We start from the raw sequence: 16,393 nt of genomic DNA, 5'->3' as shown, positions 1-16,393 counted from the left end.
GGCCATGTCGGCTCGTCCGCTCAGGTACCCGCGGCCCAGTCGAGCGTGGGCACATCGCGCCACAGTCGCTCCAGGTCGTAGTAGCGCCGGGCTTCCTCGAGGAACACGTGCACGACGAAGTCGCCGTAGTCCATCAGCACCCAGCGCAGGTCGTCGAGCCCTTCGACCCGCAGCGGGCGAGGACCACCTGCTCCCGCGACCTGCTGCTCGATCTCCTCGGCCAGCGTGCGCACCAGACGGTCGTTCGGCGCGGAGGTGATCACGAACCAGCCGGTGATCGACAGCACGTCGCCGACGTCGAGCACCACGATGTCCGCGCCCTTCTTCGCGTCGGCCGCGCGCGCGGCAACGCCGACCCAGTCACGGACCTCGTCGTGTTCGTGGATCGGCGTGGGCGGGCTCATGAGTTGCTTCCGGTGTCGCTGGTGAGGGCAGCCGGGGGCCGGTCGAGCAGATCGTGGCCGAGCACGATCGTGACCTCACCCGGGTCCGAGACGGTGTCGTCGATGACCAGCTTGCCAGCGCCGAGCGCCGCTCGGAGCACCTTGACCCTGTCGAGGAGCGACCGGTCGCCGTAACGGATCTCGGTGATCTCGAGCCCGCTGTTCGGTGAGGTGCCCTCGAGGCCCACCTGACCACCGCCGATCACGAGGCGCTGGACGATCGAACGCGGGATCCCACCGCTGTCGACACCGTTCAACAGCCGCACCATCAGGCGGTCGTCGGTCGACGCCTGCGGGAACGGCACCACGAGTGCCAGCCGCCGGCCCGCGGCCTGGCTGTCGACGCGGTACACGCGGGTCGATCCGCCGTCCAGGGGGTTCGGCGGGCTCATCTCGGCCTTCACCGGGAACGGCGCGAAGTCGACCGTGCCGCGGGCGAAGGCCGACAGGTAGCGACCGAGGCCGGCATCGGGCTCACCTGCGATCACCGCGTCACCCCGTTGGCGGACCAAGTCCGCCCATGCAGCCCAGAACGCTTGCTGGCGGGCGGCGACGTCTCCCGGCGCAGCGCTGCCTTCATCGAGGTAGGCCAGCGCCCGTGTCGCATCGAGCTGCGAGACGCCTTGGGGGAACGACACGCCGCCGGCGCTGAACGCCGCGGGGCTGGAGACGGCCAGGTTGCCCACCGGCTCGAAGTACTGCTGCATCGCCGCGGGATCGAGGACGATCGTGTCGCTGAAGGTGAGCCCTAGGATCTGGCTCGCCGACCGGACGAAGGCCGCCATGCCCTGTCGCACGAACGCAGTGCGCAGTCGGTCGATGCCATACGCCTGGCGCGGTACCAGCGTGTCGAGCGGCACGAACGTGACCGACCCGCCCGTCGTGCCGTGGTCGAGGGTGAACAGCGCCACGGAGGTCGGCGTCCCGCCCGCGTCGGTGGTCACGACCAGGGCGGTGGCGGTGTACGGCACGAGGTGGTCGCCGCCTCCGAGCAGACCCGAGCTGTTCGATCGCGTCACACCCGTGCGACTGTGCTGCACCCACTGCCAGCCGATCCAGGTGAGCGCGGGCACCGCAACGGTGAGCACCAGCACGGCGGCGGCGAACGCGGCAGCCCGCATCCCGAACCGCGACCGACGACGCGGCTTCGGCCACGCCGCGACAGCCGATTCGGCGACGTCGTCGCCAGTGGGCTCGGGGGCCTCGGCCGGTTCGTCGTCTTCGCCGGAAGAGCCGGCGGACCCGGCGCCGGAAGGGCCGGCGGACCCGGCGCCGACCACCGGGACGAAGTCAAAGGCAGGGATTCCCTCCTCCTCGGCGACCGTGCCGCCCGGGAACGTCTCCGGTTCGGCCACGTCATCGACCCACTCGGCCTCGTCGATCCATTCCTCGTCGCGCCAGGCGTCGGCTGTCCACGACGCGTCGACAGGGGCCGCTTCCCCGCCGTGCTCGGCGGTGTCTGGCGAGGGCCAGGCGATGGGCGCCGGAGCGGGGCTTTCCGCCGCCGTCGGCTCGGGCCGTTCCCGGCTGTCCACCCCCCGGGGCGTGACCCGGACCCGGAGGTGGGCCCGTGAGGAGGCCGACCCGACAGCGCCTGCGGCCACATCGTCGACCGAACCCGCTCCTCCCTCGGCTGGCGCCGACCCCGGCGGACGCCGACCGCGGGCGACCAACCGTCCTGACACCCGTCGGGGAGGTGGTTCGCCGTCAGGAGCCATCGGAACGACGATAGAGGCCGAGGCTGGCAATCGAAGCGATGACCGAGGGGGTGAGCAGGTAGTCGAGCGGGCGGCCGTCGCGCACCCGGGCTCGCAGGTCGGTGCTCGACACCTCGAGGCGAGGCACTTCGACCCTCGTCCATCGAAAGCCGTCCGGAAGCGACCGGGTGGGCGGTTCGCCCGGACGGTCGACGACCACCACCGACGACAACTCCGCCACTCGCTCGGCGCGCTCCCACGTGTGCAGCCCCGCGGCGGCATCGCTGCCGAGTATCACGAACAGCTCCCGCTCGGGGTCCTCGCGGTGCAGGGCTTCGAGCGTGTCGGCCGTGTAGGAGTCACCGCCCCGGTCGATCTCGATAGGTGACGCTTCGAGGCCGGCGACGTCACCGACGGCTGCCTCCACCATGGCGAGGCGAGCAGGTCCCGGCGTGATCTCGCGGGTCCCCGTCTTCTGCCAGGGCTCGTTGGCCACGACGAGCAGGACACGTTGGAGTTGCAGCTCGTGACGGACGTTGACGGCCGTCACCAAATGGCCCACGTGGGGCGGGTCGAACGTCCCCCCGAAGATCCCGAGGCGTTCCCCGGGTCGCGTCACTCGGTGCGGTAGACGCCGGTGGTCACCCCGACGTCGGCATAGGTCCAGTCGGTGCGCTTGAGCTCCCAGTGCTCGTCGATGTCGGCCACGCCACCCACGACGTCTTTCAGCTTGGGCACCGGGATGCCGCGGATCGCGACGTGTTGGGTGTCGACCGCGTCGAGGAAGTCCTGCGGGAAAGTTCGCAGCAGGCTCGAGATCACGATCTGCTCCTGTTGCGGCAAGAAGCACCGGTTGGAGTCCGTGACCCGCAGCAGCCGGCTGCCGATGGAGTCGATCGTGCGCATGCTTCCCTTGCCGTCGATGATCGACTCGATCATCTCGGTGATCGCCATCGTGCCGGTCTTGCAGGCGTTGCACTGACCGCACGACTCGACCGACAAGAAGCGGGAGCACAAGTGGGCCAGCTCCACCGCGCTGGTGGTGTCGTCGTAGATCATGAACCCGCACGATCCGATGCCCGAGCCAGCGGCACGGAACGAGTCGAACCCGAGCGGCACGTCGAGGAACTCCTCGGTCATCACCGGGTTCGAGATCCCCGACAACATCGCCTTGAAGTTGCGGCCGTTGGCCATGCCGCCGCACGGCCCGTCGAGCAGCTCGCGCAGGGTGGAGCCCATGTCGACTTCCTCGACGATCTGGCGGGTGGTGTCGCCCACGATCGTGATCACTGCATGGCCGGGCGTGTCGTCGGTGCCCATCGAACGGAACCAGTCGGCGCCTTCGCGCAGGATGTGGCAGGCCGTGGAGTACGTCTCGATGTTGTTGACGAGCGTCGGGCTCGCCAGCCCGGATCCAGCCGCCGGGAGCGAGTACACGTCGTCGGACAGGGCCTCGACGAGCTCCTCGGGTGGCAGCGCCGACCAGTCGAAGGTGGGCGTCGTGGCGAAGATGCCCTGGATGTACGGCGGCACGAGGCGCGGCGTGGGCGCCTCGCCCATGACGGCCTGGAGCAGGGCGGTTTCTTCGCCGAAGAGGTAGGCGTCGGGACCGGGCACGAGCTGCAGCCGCACCTCGCCCGCCAGACCGGCTGCCTCCATGTCCTGCAACGCCTGGAGCAACAGCTCCGTGTGCTCGGTGTAGCGGGCCTTCATTCCGATGAAGCCGGCCCGGGCGCCGAGCGCGAACGCTGCGATCGCCATGCCCTCGATCAGCTGATAGGGGTTGGCACGCAGCAGGGTCCGGTCCTTGAAGGTGCCCGGCTCTCCCTCCGAGCCGTTGCAGACGATGTAGCACTGGTCACCGTGCGCCGCCTCGCGCAACGAGCGCCACTTGATGCCGGTGGGGAACCCGGCCCCACCCCGGCCCCGGAGCTTGGCGTCGAGGATCTCCGAGATGGTGGCATCGGGACCGAGCTCATACGCTCTGGCCAGGCCTTTTCCGCCGCCGCGGGCCACCCAGTCGGTGACCGACGTCACCGGCGTTTCAGGAAGCAAATAGGGCTCGATCACGGTTGCACCCTAGCGATCCGGTAAGTCCCGCACGAAGCACGGCAGGTGTGCCGAGGCGGGAATGGTTCGAGACACGTCGCGGTTTGAGGGAGTGCAATGAGTGACTCAGTCGGCCAGTACCTCAACGAGATCGGCCTCGTGCCGCTGCTCACCGCTCAAGAGGAGCGCGAGCTCGCACAGGTGATCGAGGCCGGGCACGAAGCCCGTGAGAAGCTGGCATCGGGGGAGACGTCGGTGGAGCTGCGCCGCGCCGATCGGGCGGCGGCCAAGGCCAAAGACCGCTTCATCCGGTCGAATCTCCGCCTGGTGGTCAGCATCGCCCGCCGGTACCCGCTCCCGCCGGGCATGGAGCTGCTCGACCTCATCCAGGAGGGCAACATCGGCCTCGAGCACGCGGTCGACAAGTTCGACTGGCGCAAGGGCTTCAAGTTCTCGACGTACGCCACGTTCTGGATCCGCCAAGCGATCGGGCGTGCCCTCGACCAGAAGGCCAGCTTGGTGCGGCTCCCGGGCGACCGGTCGGCGGCGCTCCGCGCGGCCCTCCGTCAGGTCGCCGGCGACGGCGACGAGCTCGACGCCGAGAACGCGTGGCTGCACCGCCTGTCCACCCCCACCTCGCTCGACCGCACCATCGGTGACGACGACAGCAACGAGCTGGTCGACGTGATCGCCGACACGGCCGACGGTCCCGAAGCGCTCGTGATGGCCGCCGAGGAGACGCAGATGGTCACCGACCTGCTCGACGTCCTCGACGCCCGCGCCCGCTATGCAGTGGAGCAGCGCTTCGGCATCAACGACGGTCGCAAACGCAGCTACCGCGAGGTCGGTGAGGAGCTGGGCGTCACCGCCGAAGCGGCGCGACGCCTGGTCAAGCGTGCGGTCGGTACCGTGCGTTCCAAGGCCGCCGCGAACCCGGCCGCCTGACACCCCGTCGTCTTCCTCGTCCCCGGCGGCAGGCAACCTCTGGAATTGACTTTGCGCGTGCAGGCGGCGAGCGGTCAGGCTTTTCGGATGAGGAGCGCGGCGCGATGACCGAGACCTGGGAACCCGGGTCGTGGCGCCGTTACCCCGTGGCCCAGCAACCCGATTGGCCTGACGGCGTCGCGTTCGAGGGCGCCGTCAAGCACCTCAGCTCGCTGCCGCCGCTGGTCTTCGCTGGAGAGGCCCGCGGTCTCACCGAGCAACTCGCCGAGGTGGCCGAAGGTCGGGCCTTCCTCCTCCAAGCCGGCGACTGCGCGGAGTCGTTCGAGTCGTTCACCGCGAACTCGATCCGCGACAAGCTCAAGGTCATCTTGCAGATGGCCGTCGTGCTCACGTACTCCTCCGGCGTACCGGTGCTGAAGGTCGGCCGCATCGCGGGGCAGTTCGCCAAGCCTCGCTCGAGCACCACCGAGGTCGTCGACGGCGTCGAGCTCCCTTCGTTTCGGGGCCACATCGTCAACGACGTGGCCTTCACCGCGGCCGCTCGCACGCCCGACCCCGACCGGCTCGTCCAGGCGTACCACCAGTCGGCCGCCACGCTGAACTTGCTGCGCGCGTTCACCAAGGGTGGTTTCGCCGATCTCAACCGCGTCCATCAGTGGAACTTGGAGTTCATCGCGTCGAGCCCCGAGGGCCGCCACTACGACCAGGTGGCGGCGGAGATCGACCGGGCCCTGCGCTTCATGCGGGCGTGCGGGGTCAACACGGCCACGCAGCCCATGCTCCACGAGGTCGACTTCTACACGAGCCACGAGGCACTGATCCTCGGCTACGAGGAAGCGCTCACCCGCCGCGACTCGCTCACCGACGACTGGTACGACTGCTCGGCGCACATGTTGTGGGTCGGCGAGCGGACCCGACAGATCGACGGCGCGCACGTCGAGTTCCTGGCGGGCGTCGGCAATCCGATCGGCTGCAAGATCGGTCCGTCCACCACCCCGGCTGAAGTGCTCGCGCTGTGCGAACGTCTCAACCCCGACCGGGTGCCGGGCCGTCTGACGCTGATCACCCGGATGGGCGCCGCCACGGTCGCCAACGCGCTCCCGCCGCTCCTCGAGGCCGTGCGCGACGCGGGCCACCCGGTGGTCTGGGCGTGCGACCCGATGCACGGGAACACGTTCTCGACCGCTGACGGTCGCAAGACCCGGCGCTTCGACGACATCTTGGCCGAGGTCACGGGGTTCTTCGCCGCCCACGCCGAGGTCGGCACGTGGCCCGGCGGCCTCCACGTCGAGCTGACCGGCGAGGACGTCACCGAGTGCCTCGGCGGAGGCGACGACCTCACCGAGGCCAACCTGGACCACCGCTACGAAACGGTGTGTGACCCGCGGCTGAACGGCCGCCAGGGCCTCGACCTGGCCTTCCGGGTCGGCAACCTCTTGCGCTGAGCCCTCCGCGCAGGGCGCCCGAGCAGCACCTCCGCGCAACACCTGGCGGACCCTCCCGCGTGACAAATGTTGACTTGCGCGCTCAGGATTCATTGACGACAATGTCGATCGGATAAGTCGACTATTCGTTCGGCCGCGACGGCGGTCGACACCCGAGAGGCCTGCTCCATGTTGTTGGAACGCGACACGATCGATCCGGCCATCGCCGCCGACATCGCGAAGTTCGAGACCCTGCTCGATCAGTACCTCGCCGGGGACCTCGACGAGGACCAGTTCCGGATCTTCCGCCTGAACAACGGGATCTACGGCCAGCGCCAGAAGGGCCACAACCAGATGGTCCGGCTGAAGTTCCCGTACGGGAACGCCAGCGCCGAACAACTCGACATGCTCGGCCACATCGCCGAGGAGTACTCGCGGGGCTGGGGTCACTTCACCACCCGCCAGAACGTCCAGTTCCACTTCGTGCAGCTCGAGCGGGTGCCCGCACTGCTCCGCGAGGCCGCTCGCGTCGGGCTCACCAGCCGAGAGGCGTGCGGCGACACCGTCCGCAACGTGCAGGGCTGCCACTTGGCCGGTGCCTGCCCCAACGAGGTGCTCGACATCTCGGCGTGGGCCGAGGCCACGTTCCAGTACTTCCTGCACAACCCGATCTGCCAACGCATGCCGCGCAAGTTCAAGATCAACTTCTCAGGCTGCGACACCGACTGCGGCCAGGCCATGTTCAACGACGTGGGCGTGGTCGCCACCAACCACACCCACCCAGATGGCACGGTCGAGGCCGGGTTCCGTGTCTTCGTGGCAGGTGGTCTCGGCGCCAACCCGTTCCCGGCCCTCGCGCTCGAGGACTTCACGCCACGCGACCAGCTCCTGCCCACCATCGAAGCCGTCGTCCGCACCTTCGACCACTACGGCAACCGCGACAACAAGCTCCGCGCCCGCATGAAGTGGCTCGTCAAGACCATGGGCTGGGAGGAGCTGCAGCAGCGGATCCTCAAGGAGCGCAAGCTGCTCATCGCCTCGTCGACCTGGCCCGGCGGGGTCCCGGAGATCGTCGAGAAGTACGGCGACACCCCCGCCGGCGGATCCAGCCAGATCGAGGTCACGCCCATGGGGCAGGGCACGCCGGTCACCATCACAGCCCGCGACCCCCGCCAGCGGTGGGACGAGGCCAACGTGGTGCGTGGTCGGGCCAACGGCACCGTGTCCGCCTACGCCTGGTCGCGCCTCGGCGACGTGACCGCCGACCAGTTCCGCGGTCTCGCTGCGATCCAACGTGACTTCGCCGCCGAAGCCCGCATCACGAACCGCCAGAACCTCGTGTACCGCGGCCTCAGCGAAGGCCAGCTCCCGGACCTGTACGAGCGACTCGAAGCCATCGGCATGGCCGAACCCGGCGCCGAGCTCGCGCGCGACGTGGTCGCCTGCCCCGGCGCCGACACCTGCAACCTGGCCGAGACCCAGTCCCGCGGGCTCGCCGACGCGATCGGCGTGGCCCTCGAGGCTGCCGGCCTCGGCGAAGTCGGCGGGGTGCGCACCAACATCTCGGGCTGCACGAACTCGTGCGGCCAGCACCACACCGCCGACATCGGCTTCCACGGCGCCGAGCGTCGGGCCCACGGCCGCAGCGCCCCGGGCTACCAGCTGCTCCTCGGCGGCTACGTCGGCCAGACCAAGGCCGAGTTCGGCAAGCGCACCATGCGGCTCCCGGCCAAAGCGGCACCCGAGGCGGCCGTGCGCATCATCGGTCGCTTCGCCGGCGAGCGTGTGGCCGGTCAGACGTTTGCCGAGTGGCTGGCGAGCGTCGGCGGCCCGGAGGCCGTCAAAGAGGAGCTCGCCGACCTGGCCGAGTTCCCGACCCCCGATGAGAACCCCGACTTCTACGTCGATTACGCCGAGACGGGTCCCTATGTGCGCGAGGTCGGTGAAGGCGAGTGCGCCGGCGCGTGAGCCCGAGGGAGCCCAGGACATGGCGATGACCGAAACCCACCTCGACTTCGATCTGAACGACCGCGACCTCGCCGAGCTGAACAACGAGTTCGACCTGCTGCCCGCCTCGAAGATCGTCCAGTGGGCCGTCGACCGTTTCAGCCCTCATCTGTGTCTGTCTGCGTCGATGACCGACGCGGTGCTGATCGACTTGGCCACCCGGATCGATCCCGCGATCGAGGTCGTCTTCATCGACACCGGCTACCACTTCCCCGAGACGCTCGAGACGGTCGAGCTCGTGCGGCGCCGCTACGGGCTGAACTTGAAGATGATGACTGTCGCCCGCCACGACGAGCCGCTGTGGGAGAAGGACCCCGAGGGGTGCTGCTCGGCCGTCAAGGTGGGCCAGCTCGACCGTGCACTCGCCGGCAAGCTCGCCTGGTTGAGCGGCCTGCGGCGGATCGAGGCTCCCAGCCGGGCCTCGGCGCCGATCATCGCCCGCGACATCCGGGGCCTCGTCAAGATCAACCCGCTTGCCAACTGGTCAGACGACGACGTCGCGGGCTACATCGCCGAGCACGACGTGCCGGTCAACCCGCTCGTGCACCAGGGCTACCCGTCCATCGGCTGCCAGCCGTGCACGACCCCCGTGGCCCCCGGCGAAGACCCCCGGGCGGGTCGCTGGCGGGGCCAGGACAAGACGGAGTGCGGCCTGCACCTGGCATGACCGAGGTACTTCACACAGGCCGAGGTACTTCACACAGGCCTTCGTGCCGCACCAAGGCCGAGGTGCCTCACCAAGGCCGAGGTGTGAGCAGTTGACCACCTCCAGGGTGGTCAACTGCTCACAGCAGGAATGGGTTGGGTGAGTCAATGCGGTGACGACCTGGGGGTCGACCGGACGGTCTAGGGTCGAGGCGACCTCGTCGTCGACACCGCGGGCCGAAGTACATGAGCCGACGCATCCCGCACCGCCCTGGGGCCGTGGCCGTGGTGAGCGCCCTGCTGGTCCTCGTCGTGCTCGGCGGGTGCAGCAGCAGCTCGGGCGGAAACGCGAACGGGTCGACGTCGACCACGCCCGCGACCGCGACGGCACCCGGCGGCCAGCTCGTCCCAGGGTCCGCCTGGCGCCACATCGCTCCGGCGCAGGCTGGACTCGACGGCGCCGTCCTCGACGACATCGCCCGCACTGCGCAAGTCGGCAAGTCCCACTGCCTGGTGGTCGAGCGCGACGGAGCGATCGCCGGCGAATGGCAGTTCGCCGGCACGACCGCCACCCAGACCCAGGACATCTTCTCGGCCACCAAGTCGATCACCAGCCTGCTCGTCGGCATCGCACAAGACGAGGGCGACCTGCACATCGACGACTCCGCGTCGAAGTGGATCCCCGAGTGGCGCGGCACCGCGGCGACCCAAGTCACCGTCCGCGACCTCCTGAGCAACGACTCGGGTCGCGAATGGAGCCCCATCATCGACTATGTCCGGCTCATCCGGTCGAGCGACCGTACGGCGTTCGCGATCGGTCTGCCCCAGCAACACCCGCCGGGGCAGGTGTGGGCGTACAACAACTCCGCCATCCAGACCTTGCAACAGGTCCTGCAAGGCGCGACCGGTGAGGACGTGTCGACCTTCGCCGAGCAACGCTTGTTCCGTCCGCTCGGCATGGCGCACACCCGGATGACCACCGACCGCGCCGGCAACACGCAGACCTTCGAGGGCGTGCAGTCCAACTGCGAGGACTTGGCCCGGCTCGGGCTGATGGTGCAGCGCGACGGCAAGTGGGGCAGCCGCCAGATCGTGTCGTCGTCGTGGGTGGCCGAGTCGACCGGGAAGCCATCGACACCCCTCAACGCCGCGTACGGCTATCTGTGGTGGCTGAACCGCAAGGGGGTGCTCGCCGGGCCGCTGTCGGCGACGAACCTGGCTGCGGCGGCCAACCCGACCACCGCCCGCGGCCAGCTCGTGCCGGGTGCGCCCGACGACCTGTACTGGGCACTCGGCCTCGGCAACCAGCTCGTGCAAGTCGACCCGGGATCCCGGACCGTGGTGGTGCGGCTCGGCACTGCCGAAGCGCAGCCGAAACCTCCGACGTTCGGCCCGAGCGAGGCCAGCCAGGTCGTCACCCGCGCCGTGCGCCACTGACGCGGCCCGAGCGCCCCGCCCGGGGCGAGGTCCGACCAGGACGCAGGGACGATCAGGCGAGGTGGTCGACGAACGCTTCGAGCTGGCGCAGGTTGCGGCACTCGAACGTGCCGTCGCAGAAGTTGGCGTACTCCCCCACGATCGAGTCGCCCGTGTCCCAGTAGCTGCGAGGCTCGGGGTTCAGCCAGTAGACGTGGCGAGCCTTGTGCTGGATCTCCTTGACGACCCAGGACTGGCTCGCGTGGTAATTGTTCCGGGCGTCGCCGAGGAACAAGACCGTGGTCTTGGGGCTGACTTCCTTGCCCCACCGCTCCCAGAACGCCTCAAAGGCATGGCCGTAGTCGGAGTGGCCGTCGACCCACACGACGTCGGCTTCCGTGTTGACCCGGTGGACCGCCTCGGTGACGTCCTCGACGCCTTCGAAGAAGCTCGTGACCTCATCGATCCCGTCGATGAACACGAAGGAGCGGACCTTCGAGAACTGGCCGGAGATGGCGTACACCAACATCAGCGTGAAGCGGGCGAATGCGGCGACGGACCCGGAGATGTCGGCGACGACGAAGATCTCGGGTTTCGAGGGGCGCGGGTAGCGGAACTGCGGATCTGCGGGCACGCCGCCGTAGCTGAGCGAGTGACGGACCGTCGAGCGGAAGTCGAGCGGGCCTTTGCGACCGTGCCGCCGTTTGCGGGCCAGGCGCACAGCGAGACGCCGGGTGAGCGGGCCGAGCGCGCGGCGGAGGTTGCCCATCTCCTCGCGGCTGGCGTGCATGAAGTCGACGTCCTCGGGCAGCGGCTTGCGCAACGTGCGCGCCATCGCCTCCACACCCCGGTCTGCCACCAGCCGCCGGCGGATCTCGGCTTCGATCTCCTTCTTCAAGGCTTCGATCCGCGACTTGTACTCGTCGGCCTCGAGGCGGTCCTCGAGCGCGCTCAGCGGCGTGCCCGCGTCGTCGGCCTGGCGACGGGTCTGGTCCATCAGCTTGTCGAGCACGTTGTCGAGATCGAGGTTCCGCAGCGTGCGGTACAGGTAGTACGTGCCGCCCACGGGACGGCCCGGCTCCATGCCGGCGAAGCGCTTCACCGCTTGGCGAGCGATCGCCCGCATGAGCGCGTCGTCGCCCCTCATCAACGCCTGATAGAGCAGCTCGGCGAGTTGCTCGGGCGTCAGCGCGTCGCCGCCGCCCTGACCTTGGAAGCCCGACGAGCCCTGGTCGCCCTCGCCTTGGCCCTCCATGTCGTCGAGCAGCTCGTCGAGCGCGTGCGCTTCGTCGAGGTCGCCCACGCCCCAGGCCTTGCCCCGCAACGAGAAGTACACCTCGAACACGGTCTCGAAAGCGCGCCAGTGCGCGTTGTTCTTCACCAGGGTGGCGGCGAGGGCGTACTTGAACGCCGAACGGTCCTCGATCGGGATGTGCTTGACGGCCTCCATCGCGTCGAGGTTCTCGGTGAGGCTGACCGGCAGCCCGGCCTCGCGCAGCTCGCCGATGAACCCGGCGAGGAGGTCGAGAATCGGCTCGCCCACGGCGACCGCCGCCGTTGCGTGGTCGACGGTCACGCCATCGGCGGACGCGCCGTCGCCCGGCGTTTGCTGGTCGGTCACTTGGGCCCGGGGGCGAACGCCTTGGCGCCTTGCGCATCCTGCGCGAACTCGCGGGCCGCCTTGGCGATATCGCTCTGGTACTTGAGCAAGATGTTCGACGTGTTGGTGGCGGTCTCGGCGTCGATCTGGTCGATGCCGAGCAGCATCAACGTGCGGGCCCAGTCGAGCGTCTCGGACACCGATGGCGCCTTCTTCAGCTCGAGCTGACGGATCGACCGGACGATGCGCGCGACCTGGTCGGCCAACGACTCGGTGATGCCCTCGACCTTGGTCTCCACGATGAGCTTCTCGCGGTCCATGTCGGGATAGTCGATGTGCAAGAACAGGCAGCGCCGCTTGAGGGCTTCGGACAGCTCACGGGTGTTGTTGGAGGTGAGGAACACCAACGGGATCTGCTTCGCGGTGATGGTGCCGAGCTCGGGAATCGAGACCTGGTAGTCGGACAGGATCTCGAGCAGCAGCGCCTCGGTCTCGACTTCCACTCGGTCGACTTCGTCGATCAGCAGCACGACCGGCTCGTCGGCGCGGATGGCTTCCAGCAACGGCCGGGTGAGCAGGAACTCGTCGGAGAAGATGTCGGTCTCGATGTCGGTCCACGTGTGCGACTCGGTGCCGTCGTCGTCGCCGGACACCACGCGCTCAGCCTGGATCCGCAACAGCTGCTTCTTGTAGTTCCACTCGTACAGCGCTTTCGACTCATCGAGCCCCTCGTAGCACTGGAGGCGGATCAGACGGGCGCCGGTGATCTCGGCCACCGACTTCGCGAGCTGGGTCTTGCCCGTGCCTGCCGGGCCCTCGACCAGCACCGGCTTGCCGAGGCGGTCGGCGAGGTAAACGATCCCCGCGATGCTCTCATCGGCGAGGTAATCGACCTTGCGCAGGTCGTCCCGGACGGCGTCGACAGACTCGAAGCGTGGCATCCGCCGAGCGTATCGCCGCACTTGACCAGGCGGTCAATCCAGTTCGGTGCCACGAAGGTGTCGGCGGACCGCTTGGCCAAGTTGACCGTGAAGAGGGTCGGCAAGGCCTCGTCGGACGCATCACCGACACCGCCCGGCACCCGGACAGGGTGGAGATCCGGTTCCGGCGCTGGTGCGAACGTGCGGTTGCGGGCTCAGCCTCTGATCTGACCGTCGCCGCGCACGACGTACTTGGCGGTCGTGAGCTCGCGCAGGCCGAGCGGCCCACGGGCGTGCAACTTCTGGGTGCTGATGCCGATCTCGGCTCCGAAACCGAACTCACCACCATCGACGAACCGGGTCGACGCGTTCACCAGCACCGCCGCCGCGTCGACTTCCCGGCAGAACCGATCGGCCGCCCGGACGCTGTTGGTGACGATGGCCTCTGAGTGGCCGCTGCCGTAGCGACCGATGTGGCCGATCGCCTGGTCGAGGTCGTCGACCACCCGCACGGCGAGCCGCAGGTCGAGGAACTCTGTGGCCCAGTCGGCCTCGGAGGCCGCACCTGCGCCGGGCACCAGCCGGCGCGACTCGTCGTCGCCCACGATCTCGACGCGCTCGAGGCGGGCCGCGACCGCGGGCAGGAACTTCTCCGCCACCTCACGGTGCACGAGCAGCGTCTCCGCGGCGTTGCAGACCGACGGACGCTGGGTCTTGGCGTTGACCACGATCGCGGCAGCCATCTCGAGGTCGGCAGCCGCGTCGACGTAGACGTGGCAGTTGCCGTCGCCGTCGATCACGTAGGGCACGGTGGCGTGCTCGAGAACGGACTGGATCAGCGAAGGCCCGCCGCGAGGGATCAGGCAGTCGATCGACTCGCGCTGCTGCATGAACTCGACGGCCGCTTCCCGGCTCGTGTCGTCGACGAGCACCACCGCATCGGCGGGCAACCCCTTCGACTCGATGGCCTCTCGCAAGACGCCCGCGATGGCGAGGTTGGACGAGATCGCACCGGAACTGCCCCGAAGGAACGCGGCGTTGCCCGACTTGAGGCACAGACCGGCTGCGTCGCTGGTGACGTTGGGGCGGTTCTCGTAGATGATGCCGACGACGCCGAGCGGCACGCGCACGCGACTGATCTGCAGCCCGTTCGGGCGGGTCCAGCCGTCGACCACCTCACCGACGGGGTCGGCAAGCGACGCGACCTGCCGGAGGCCGTCGGCCATGCCGGCGACGCGGCCCTCGTCGAGCCGCAGCCGGTCGATCACGGTCGCGGACACGCCTTCAGCGCGTGCGCGCTCGATGTCGACCAGGTTGGCATCGAGAATCGGCCGGGTTCGGGCTTCGAGCAGTCCGGCGGCCGCCGACAAGGCCGCGTCCTTCTCGGCCGTCGACGCCACCGCCATACGCCGCGACGCAGCTTTGGCGCGGCGGCCCAGCTCGGCGATCGAAGATGGTGAGGTCACGTGGCCATGGTACCGGTAGGTCACCGGCTCCTCCGCCTGGACGATCTACCCTCGTCCCCACCGGCAGAGACCGCGAGCGCGCGATCCATTTCATTGGGCCCCGCGCGAACCCAGCCATGACCGATTCTCCGCCCACTCCCACCGTCGAGAACCCTGCAGCCGGCCGCGGCGCTGCTCCATCGACCGGCGCTCCTCACAGCTTGCTGCGCTCCAGCGCGATCGTCGGCGTGGGCACCATGTTGAGCCGGCTCACGGGCATGATCCGCACCCTCAGCGCCGCCTTCGTGCTCGGCGGCACGGTGCTGGCCGATGGCTACAACCTCGCCAACACCACGCCCAACATGGTGTACGACCTGCTGCTCGGTGGGGTGCTCGCGGCCACGCTGGTGCCGGTCTTCGTGGTGCACCGCGAGACCGACAACGACGCCGGCACCGACGCAGTGGTCAGCGTGCTCGTGACCGGGATGGTGGTACTCACTGCGGTGGCCCTGGTCGCCGCGCCCTGGATCTTCCGCATGTACACGTGGTCGGCACCCGGCAGCGACCGGGTTGAGCTCACGAGGGTCGGGGTCCCGCTGCTGCGGTGGTTCCTCCCTCAGATCCTCTTCTACGGCCTGACCGCCGTCGGGAACGCACTGTTGAACTCCCGGCGGCGCTACGCCGCTGCAGCGTTCGCGCCGGTGCTGAACAACGTGATGGTCATTTGCATGTTCGGGAGCTTTTGGATGCTGAAGGCCCGCCACCAGGTGCCGAGCGTCGGTGTGGTGGCGGGCGACCCGGCCCTGCTGGCCCTCCTCGGCGGTGGTACCACCGCGGGGATCGCGGCGATGGCCCTCGTGCTGTGGCCGGCGATCCGCCGGGCCGGCATCCACCTCCGCTGGAACTTCGACCTCCACAACCGGGCCGTTCGCAAAGTGTTCGGGCTGTCGGGTTGGACGCTCGCCTACGCGTTCGTCAACCAGGTCGCGCTGGCAGTGGTGCTGGCGCTTGCCAACCGGCGGCCCGGCGACCCCACCGCGTACACGTACGCGTTCATCTTCTTCCAGCTCCCCTACGGCCTGTTCGCCGTTTCCCTGATGACCACGATCGAGCCCGAACTGTCGAGCCACGTGGCGAGGGCCGACGCAGAGGGCTTCCGGCGACAGTTCTCGCTCGGCATGCGCATGTTGTTGCTCGTCATGGTGCCCGCGTCGATCGGCAGCGCCGTGCTCGCGCACCCGATCGTCAACGCCCTGATGGGCCACGGGAACTACCGCAAGGCGGCGCCGGTGACGGGCGACCTCCTGTTGCTGTTCGCCATCGGGATGGTCGGTTACACGATGTACCTGTACTCGCTGCGGATGTTCTACGCGCTGCGCGACACCCGGACACCGTTCTTGTTGAACGTGGTCGAGAACGCGGTGAACATCGTCCTCGCTGTGGTGTTCGTGTTCGTGTTCAAGTGGCACGCGCAGGGCCTGGCACTCGCCTACGCGATCGCTTACTCGATCGGTGCCGTGCTGGCGTTGAGCGCGGCGCGCCGGCGCATGGTGCGCTTCGACGGTCGGCGCACCGTGGCCGCGGCGTCGCGCATCATCGCCGCGGCGACCGCGATGGGACTGGCGGTGGCAGCCGTCGTGCGGGTGATCGGGCCCAAAGACGGGTTCGCCTCGCTCATCCCCACCGTCGTCGGCGCCGTGGTCGGCGTGGCCGTGTACGGATCGCTGGCGACAGCACTCGACGTCGAGGAGCTGCGCCTGGTGCTCGGCCGCGTCCGACGCCGCACCGCCCGCATCTGAGGG

The 16,393-nt window shown here is 69.0% G+C and carries 13 protein-coding genes; 6 read left to right on the top strand and 7 right to left on the bottom strand.

Annotated elements, in window-relative coordinates:
• Positions 1–20: 20 nt before the first annotated feature.
• The 4 genes from rsfS to VHA73_15165 all read right to left on the bottom strand — a co-directional run bounded on the left by rsfS (position 21) and on the right by VHA73_15165 (position 4,210).
• Entirely contained in the window at positions 21–404 is a 384-nt protein-coding gene (gene rsfS, locus VHA73_15180) for a ribosome silencing factor (GenBank protein HVX19368.1), read from the bottom strand.
• A complete protein-coding gene (locus tag VHA73_15175; protein ID HVX19367.1) occupies positions 401–1,978 on the bottom strand; it encodes an LCP family protein in 1,578 nt (525 codons plus the stop codon). The genes rsfS and VHA73_15175 overlap by 4 nt, the downstream gene beginning before the upstream one ends.
• Before the next feature lie 172 nt (positions 1,979–2,150).
• Complete coding sequence (gene nadD / locus VHA73_15170) at positions 2,151–2,759, bottom strand: nicotinate-nucleotide adenylyltransferase (GenBank protein ID HVX19366.1); 609 nt, start codon at positions 2,757–2,759, stop codon at positions 2,151–2,153.
• Entirely contained in the window at positions 2,756–4,210 is a 1,455-nt protein-coding gene (locus tag VHA73_15165) for an NADH-ubiquinone oxidoreductase-F iron-sulfur binding region domain-containing protein (protein HVX19365.1), read from the bottom strand. The genes nadD and VHA73_15165 overlap by 4 nt, the downstream gene beginning before the upstream one ends.
• Before the next feature lie 96 nt (positions 4,211–4,306).
• On the opposite strand from VHA73_15165, the gene VHA73_15160 reads away from it, so the two are divergent.
• From VHA73_15160 to VHA73_15140, 5 genes are all read left to right on the top strand, one after another.
• A complete protein-coding gene (locus VHA73_15160; protein ID HVX19364.1) occupies positions 4,307–5,134 on the top strand; it encodes a sigma-70 family RNA polymerase sigma factor in 828 nt (275 codons plus the stop codon).
• Positions 5,135–5,238: 104 nt separating this feature from the next.
• Positions 5,239–6,579, top strand: a complete 1,341-nt coding sequence (locus VHA73_15155; protein HVX19363.1) for a 3-deoxy-7-phosphoheptulonate synthase class II — start codon at positions 5,239–5,241, stop codon at positions 6,577–6,579.
• Positions 6,580–6,747: 168 nt separating this feature from the next.
• Entirely contained in the window at positions 6,748–8,526 is a 1,779-nt protein-coding gene (locus VHA73_15150; GenBank protein ID HVX19362.1) for a nitrite/sulfite reductase, read from the top strand.
• A gap of 19 nt (positions 8,527–8,545) precedes the next feature.
• Positions 8,546–9,232 (top strand): phosphoadenylyl-sulfate reductase, encoded by a 687-nt coding sequence (locus VHA73_15145; GenBank protein HVX19361.1) that lies wholly within the window; start codon positions 8,546–8,548, stop codon positions 9,230–9,232.
• 224 nt (positions 9,233–9,456) lie between these two features.
• Positions 9,457–10,647 (top strand): serine hydrolase, encoded by a 1,191-nt coding sequence (locus tag VHA73_15140; GenBank protein HVX19360.1) that lies wholly within the window; start codon positions 9,457–9,459, stop codon positions 10,645–10,647.
• 52 nt (positions 10,648–10,699) lie between these two features.
• On the opposite strand, the gene VHA73_15135 is transcribed toward VHA73_15140, so the two are convergent.
• The 3 genes from VHA73_15135 to VHA73_15125 all read right to left on the bottom strand — a co-directional run bounded on the left by VHA73_15135 (position 10,700) and on the right by VHA73_15125 (position 14,612).
• A complete protein-coding gene (locus tag VHA73_15135; GenBank protein ID HVX19359.1) occupies positions 10,700–12,247 on the bottom strand; it encodes a VWA domain-containing protein in 1,548 nt (515 codons plus the stop codon).
• Complete coding sequence (locus VHA73_15130; GenBank protein ID HVX19358.1) at positions 12,244–13,167, bottom strand: MoxR family ATPase; 924 nt, start codon at positions 13,165–13,167, stop codon at positions 12,244–12,246. Before VHA73_15130 ends, VHA73_15135 begins: the two co-directional genes overlap by 4 nt.
• Positions 13,168–13,361: 194 nt before the next feature.
• Positions 13,362–14,612: a glutamate-5-semialdehyde dehydrogenase gene (locus VHA73_15125; GenBank protein HVX19357.1), complete on the bottom strand. Its 1,251-nt coding sequence runs from the start codon at positions 14,610–14,612 to the stop codon at positions 13,362–13,364.
• Between the two features lie 116 nt (positions 14,613–14,728).
• Between VHA73_15125 and murJ the strand changes: the two genes are divergently transcribed.
• Positions 14,729–16,390 (top strand): murein biosynthesis integral membrane protein MurJ, encoded by a 1,662-nt coding sequence (murJ, locus tag VHA73_15120; GenBank protein HVX19356.1) that lies wholly within the window; start codon positions 14,729–14,731, stop codon positions 16,388–16,390.
• Positions 16,391–16,393 lie beyond the last annotated feature (3 nt).

This window comes from Acidimicrobiales bacterium (genome assembly GCA_035547835.1).
In the GTDB taxonomy this organism is placed as follows: domain Bacteria; phylum Actinomycetota; class Acidimicrobiia; order Acidimicrobiales; family Iamiaceae; genus DASZTW01.
This window is presented reverse-complemented; position numbering and strand designations above follow the sequence as displayed.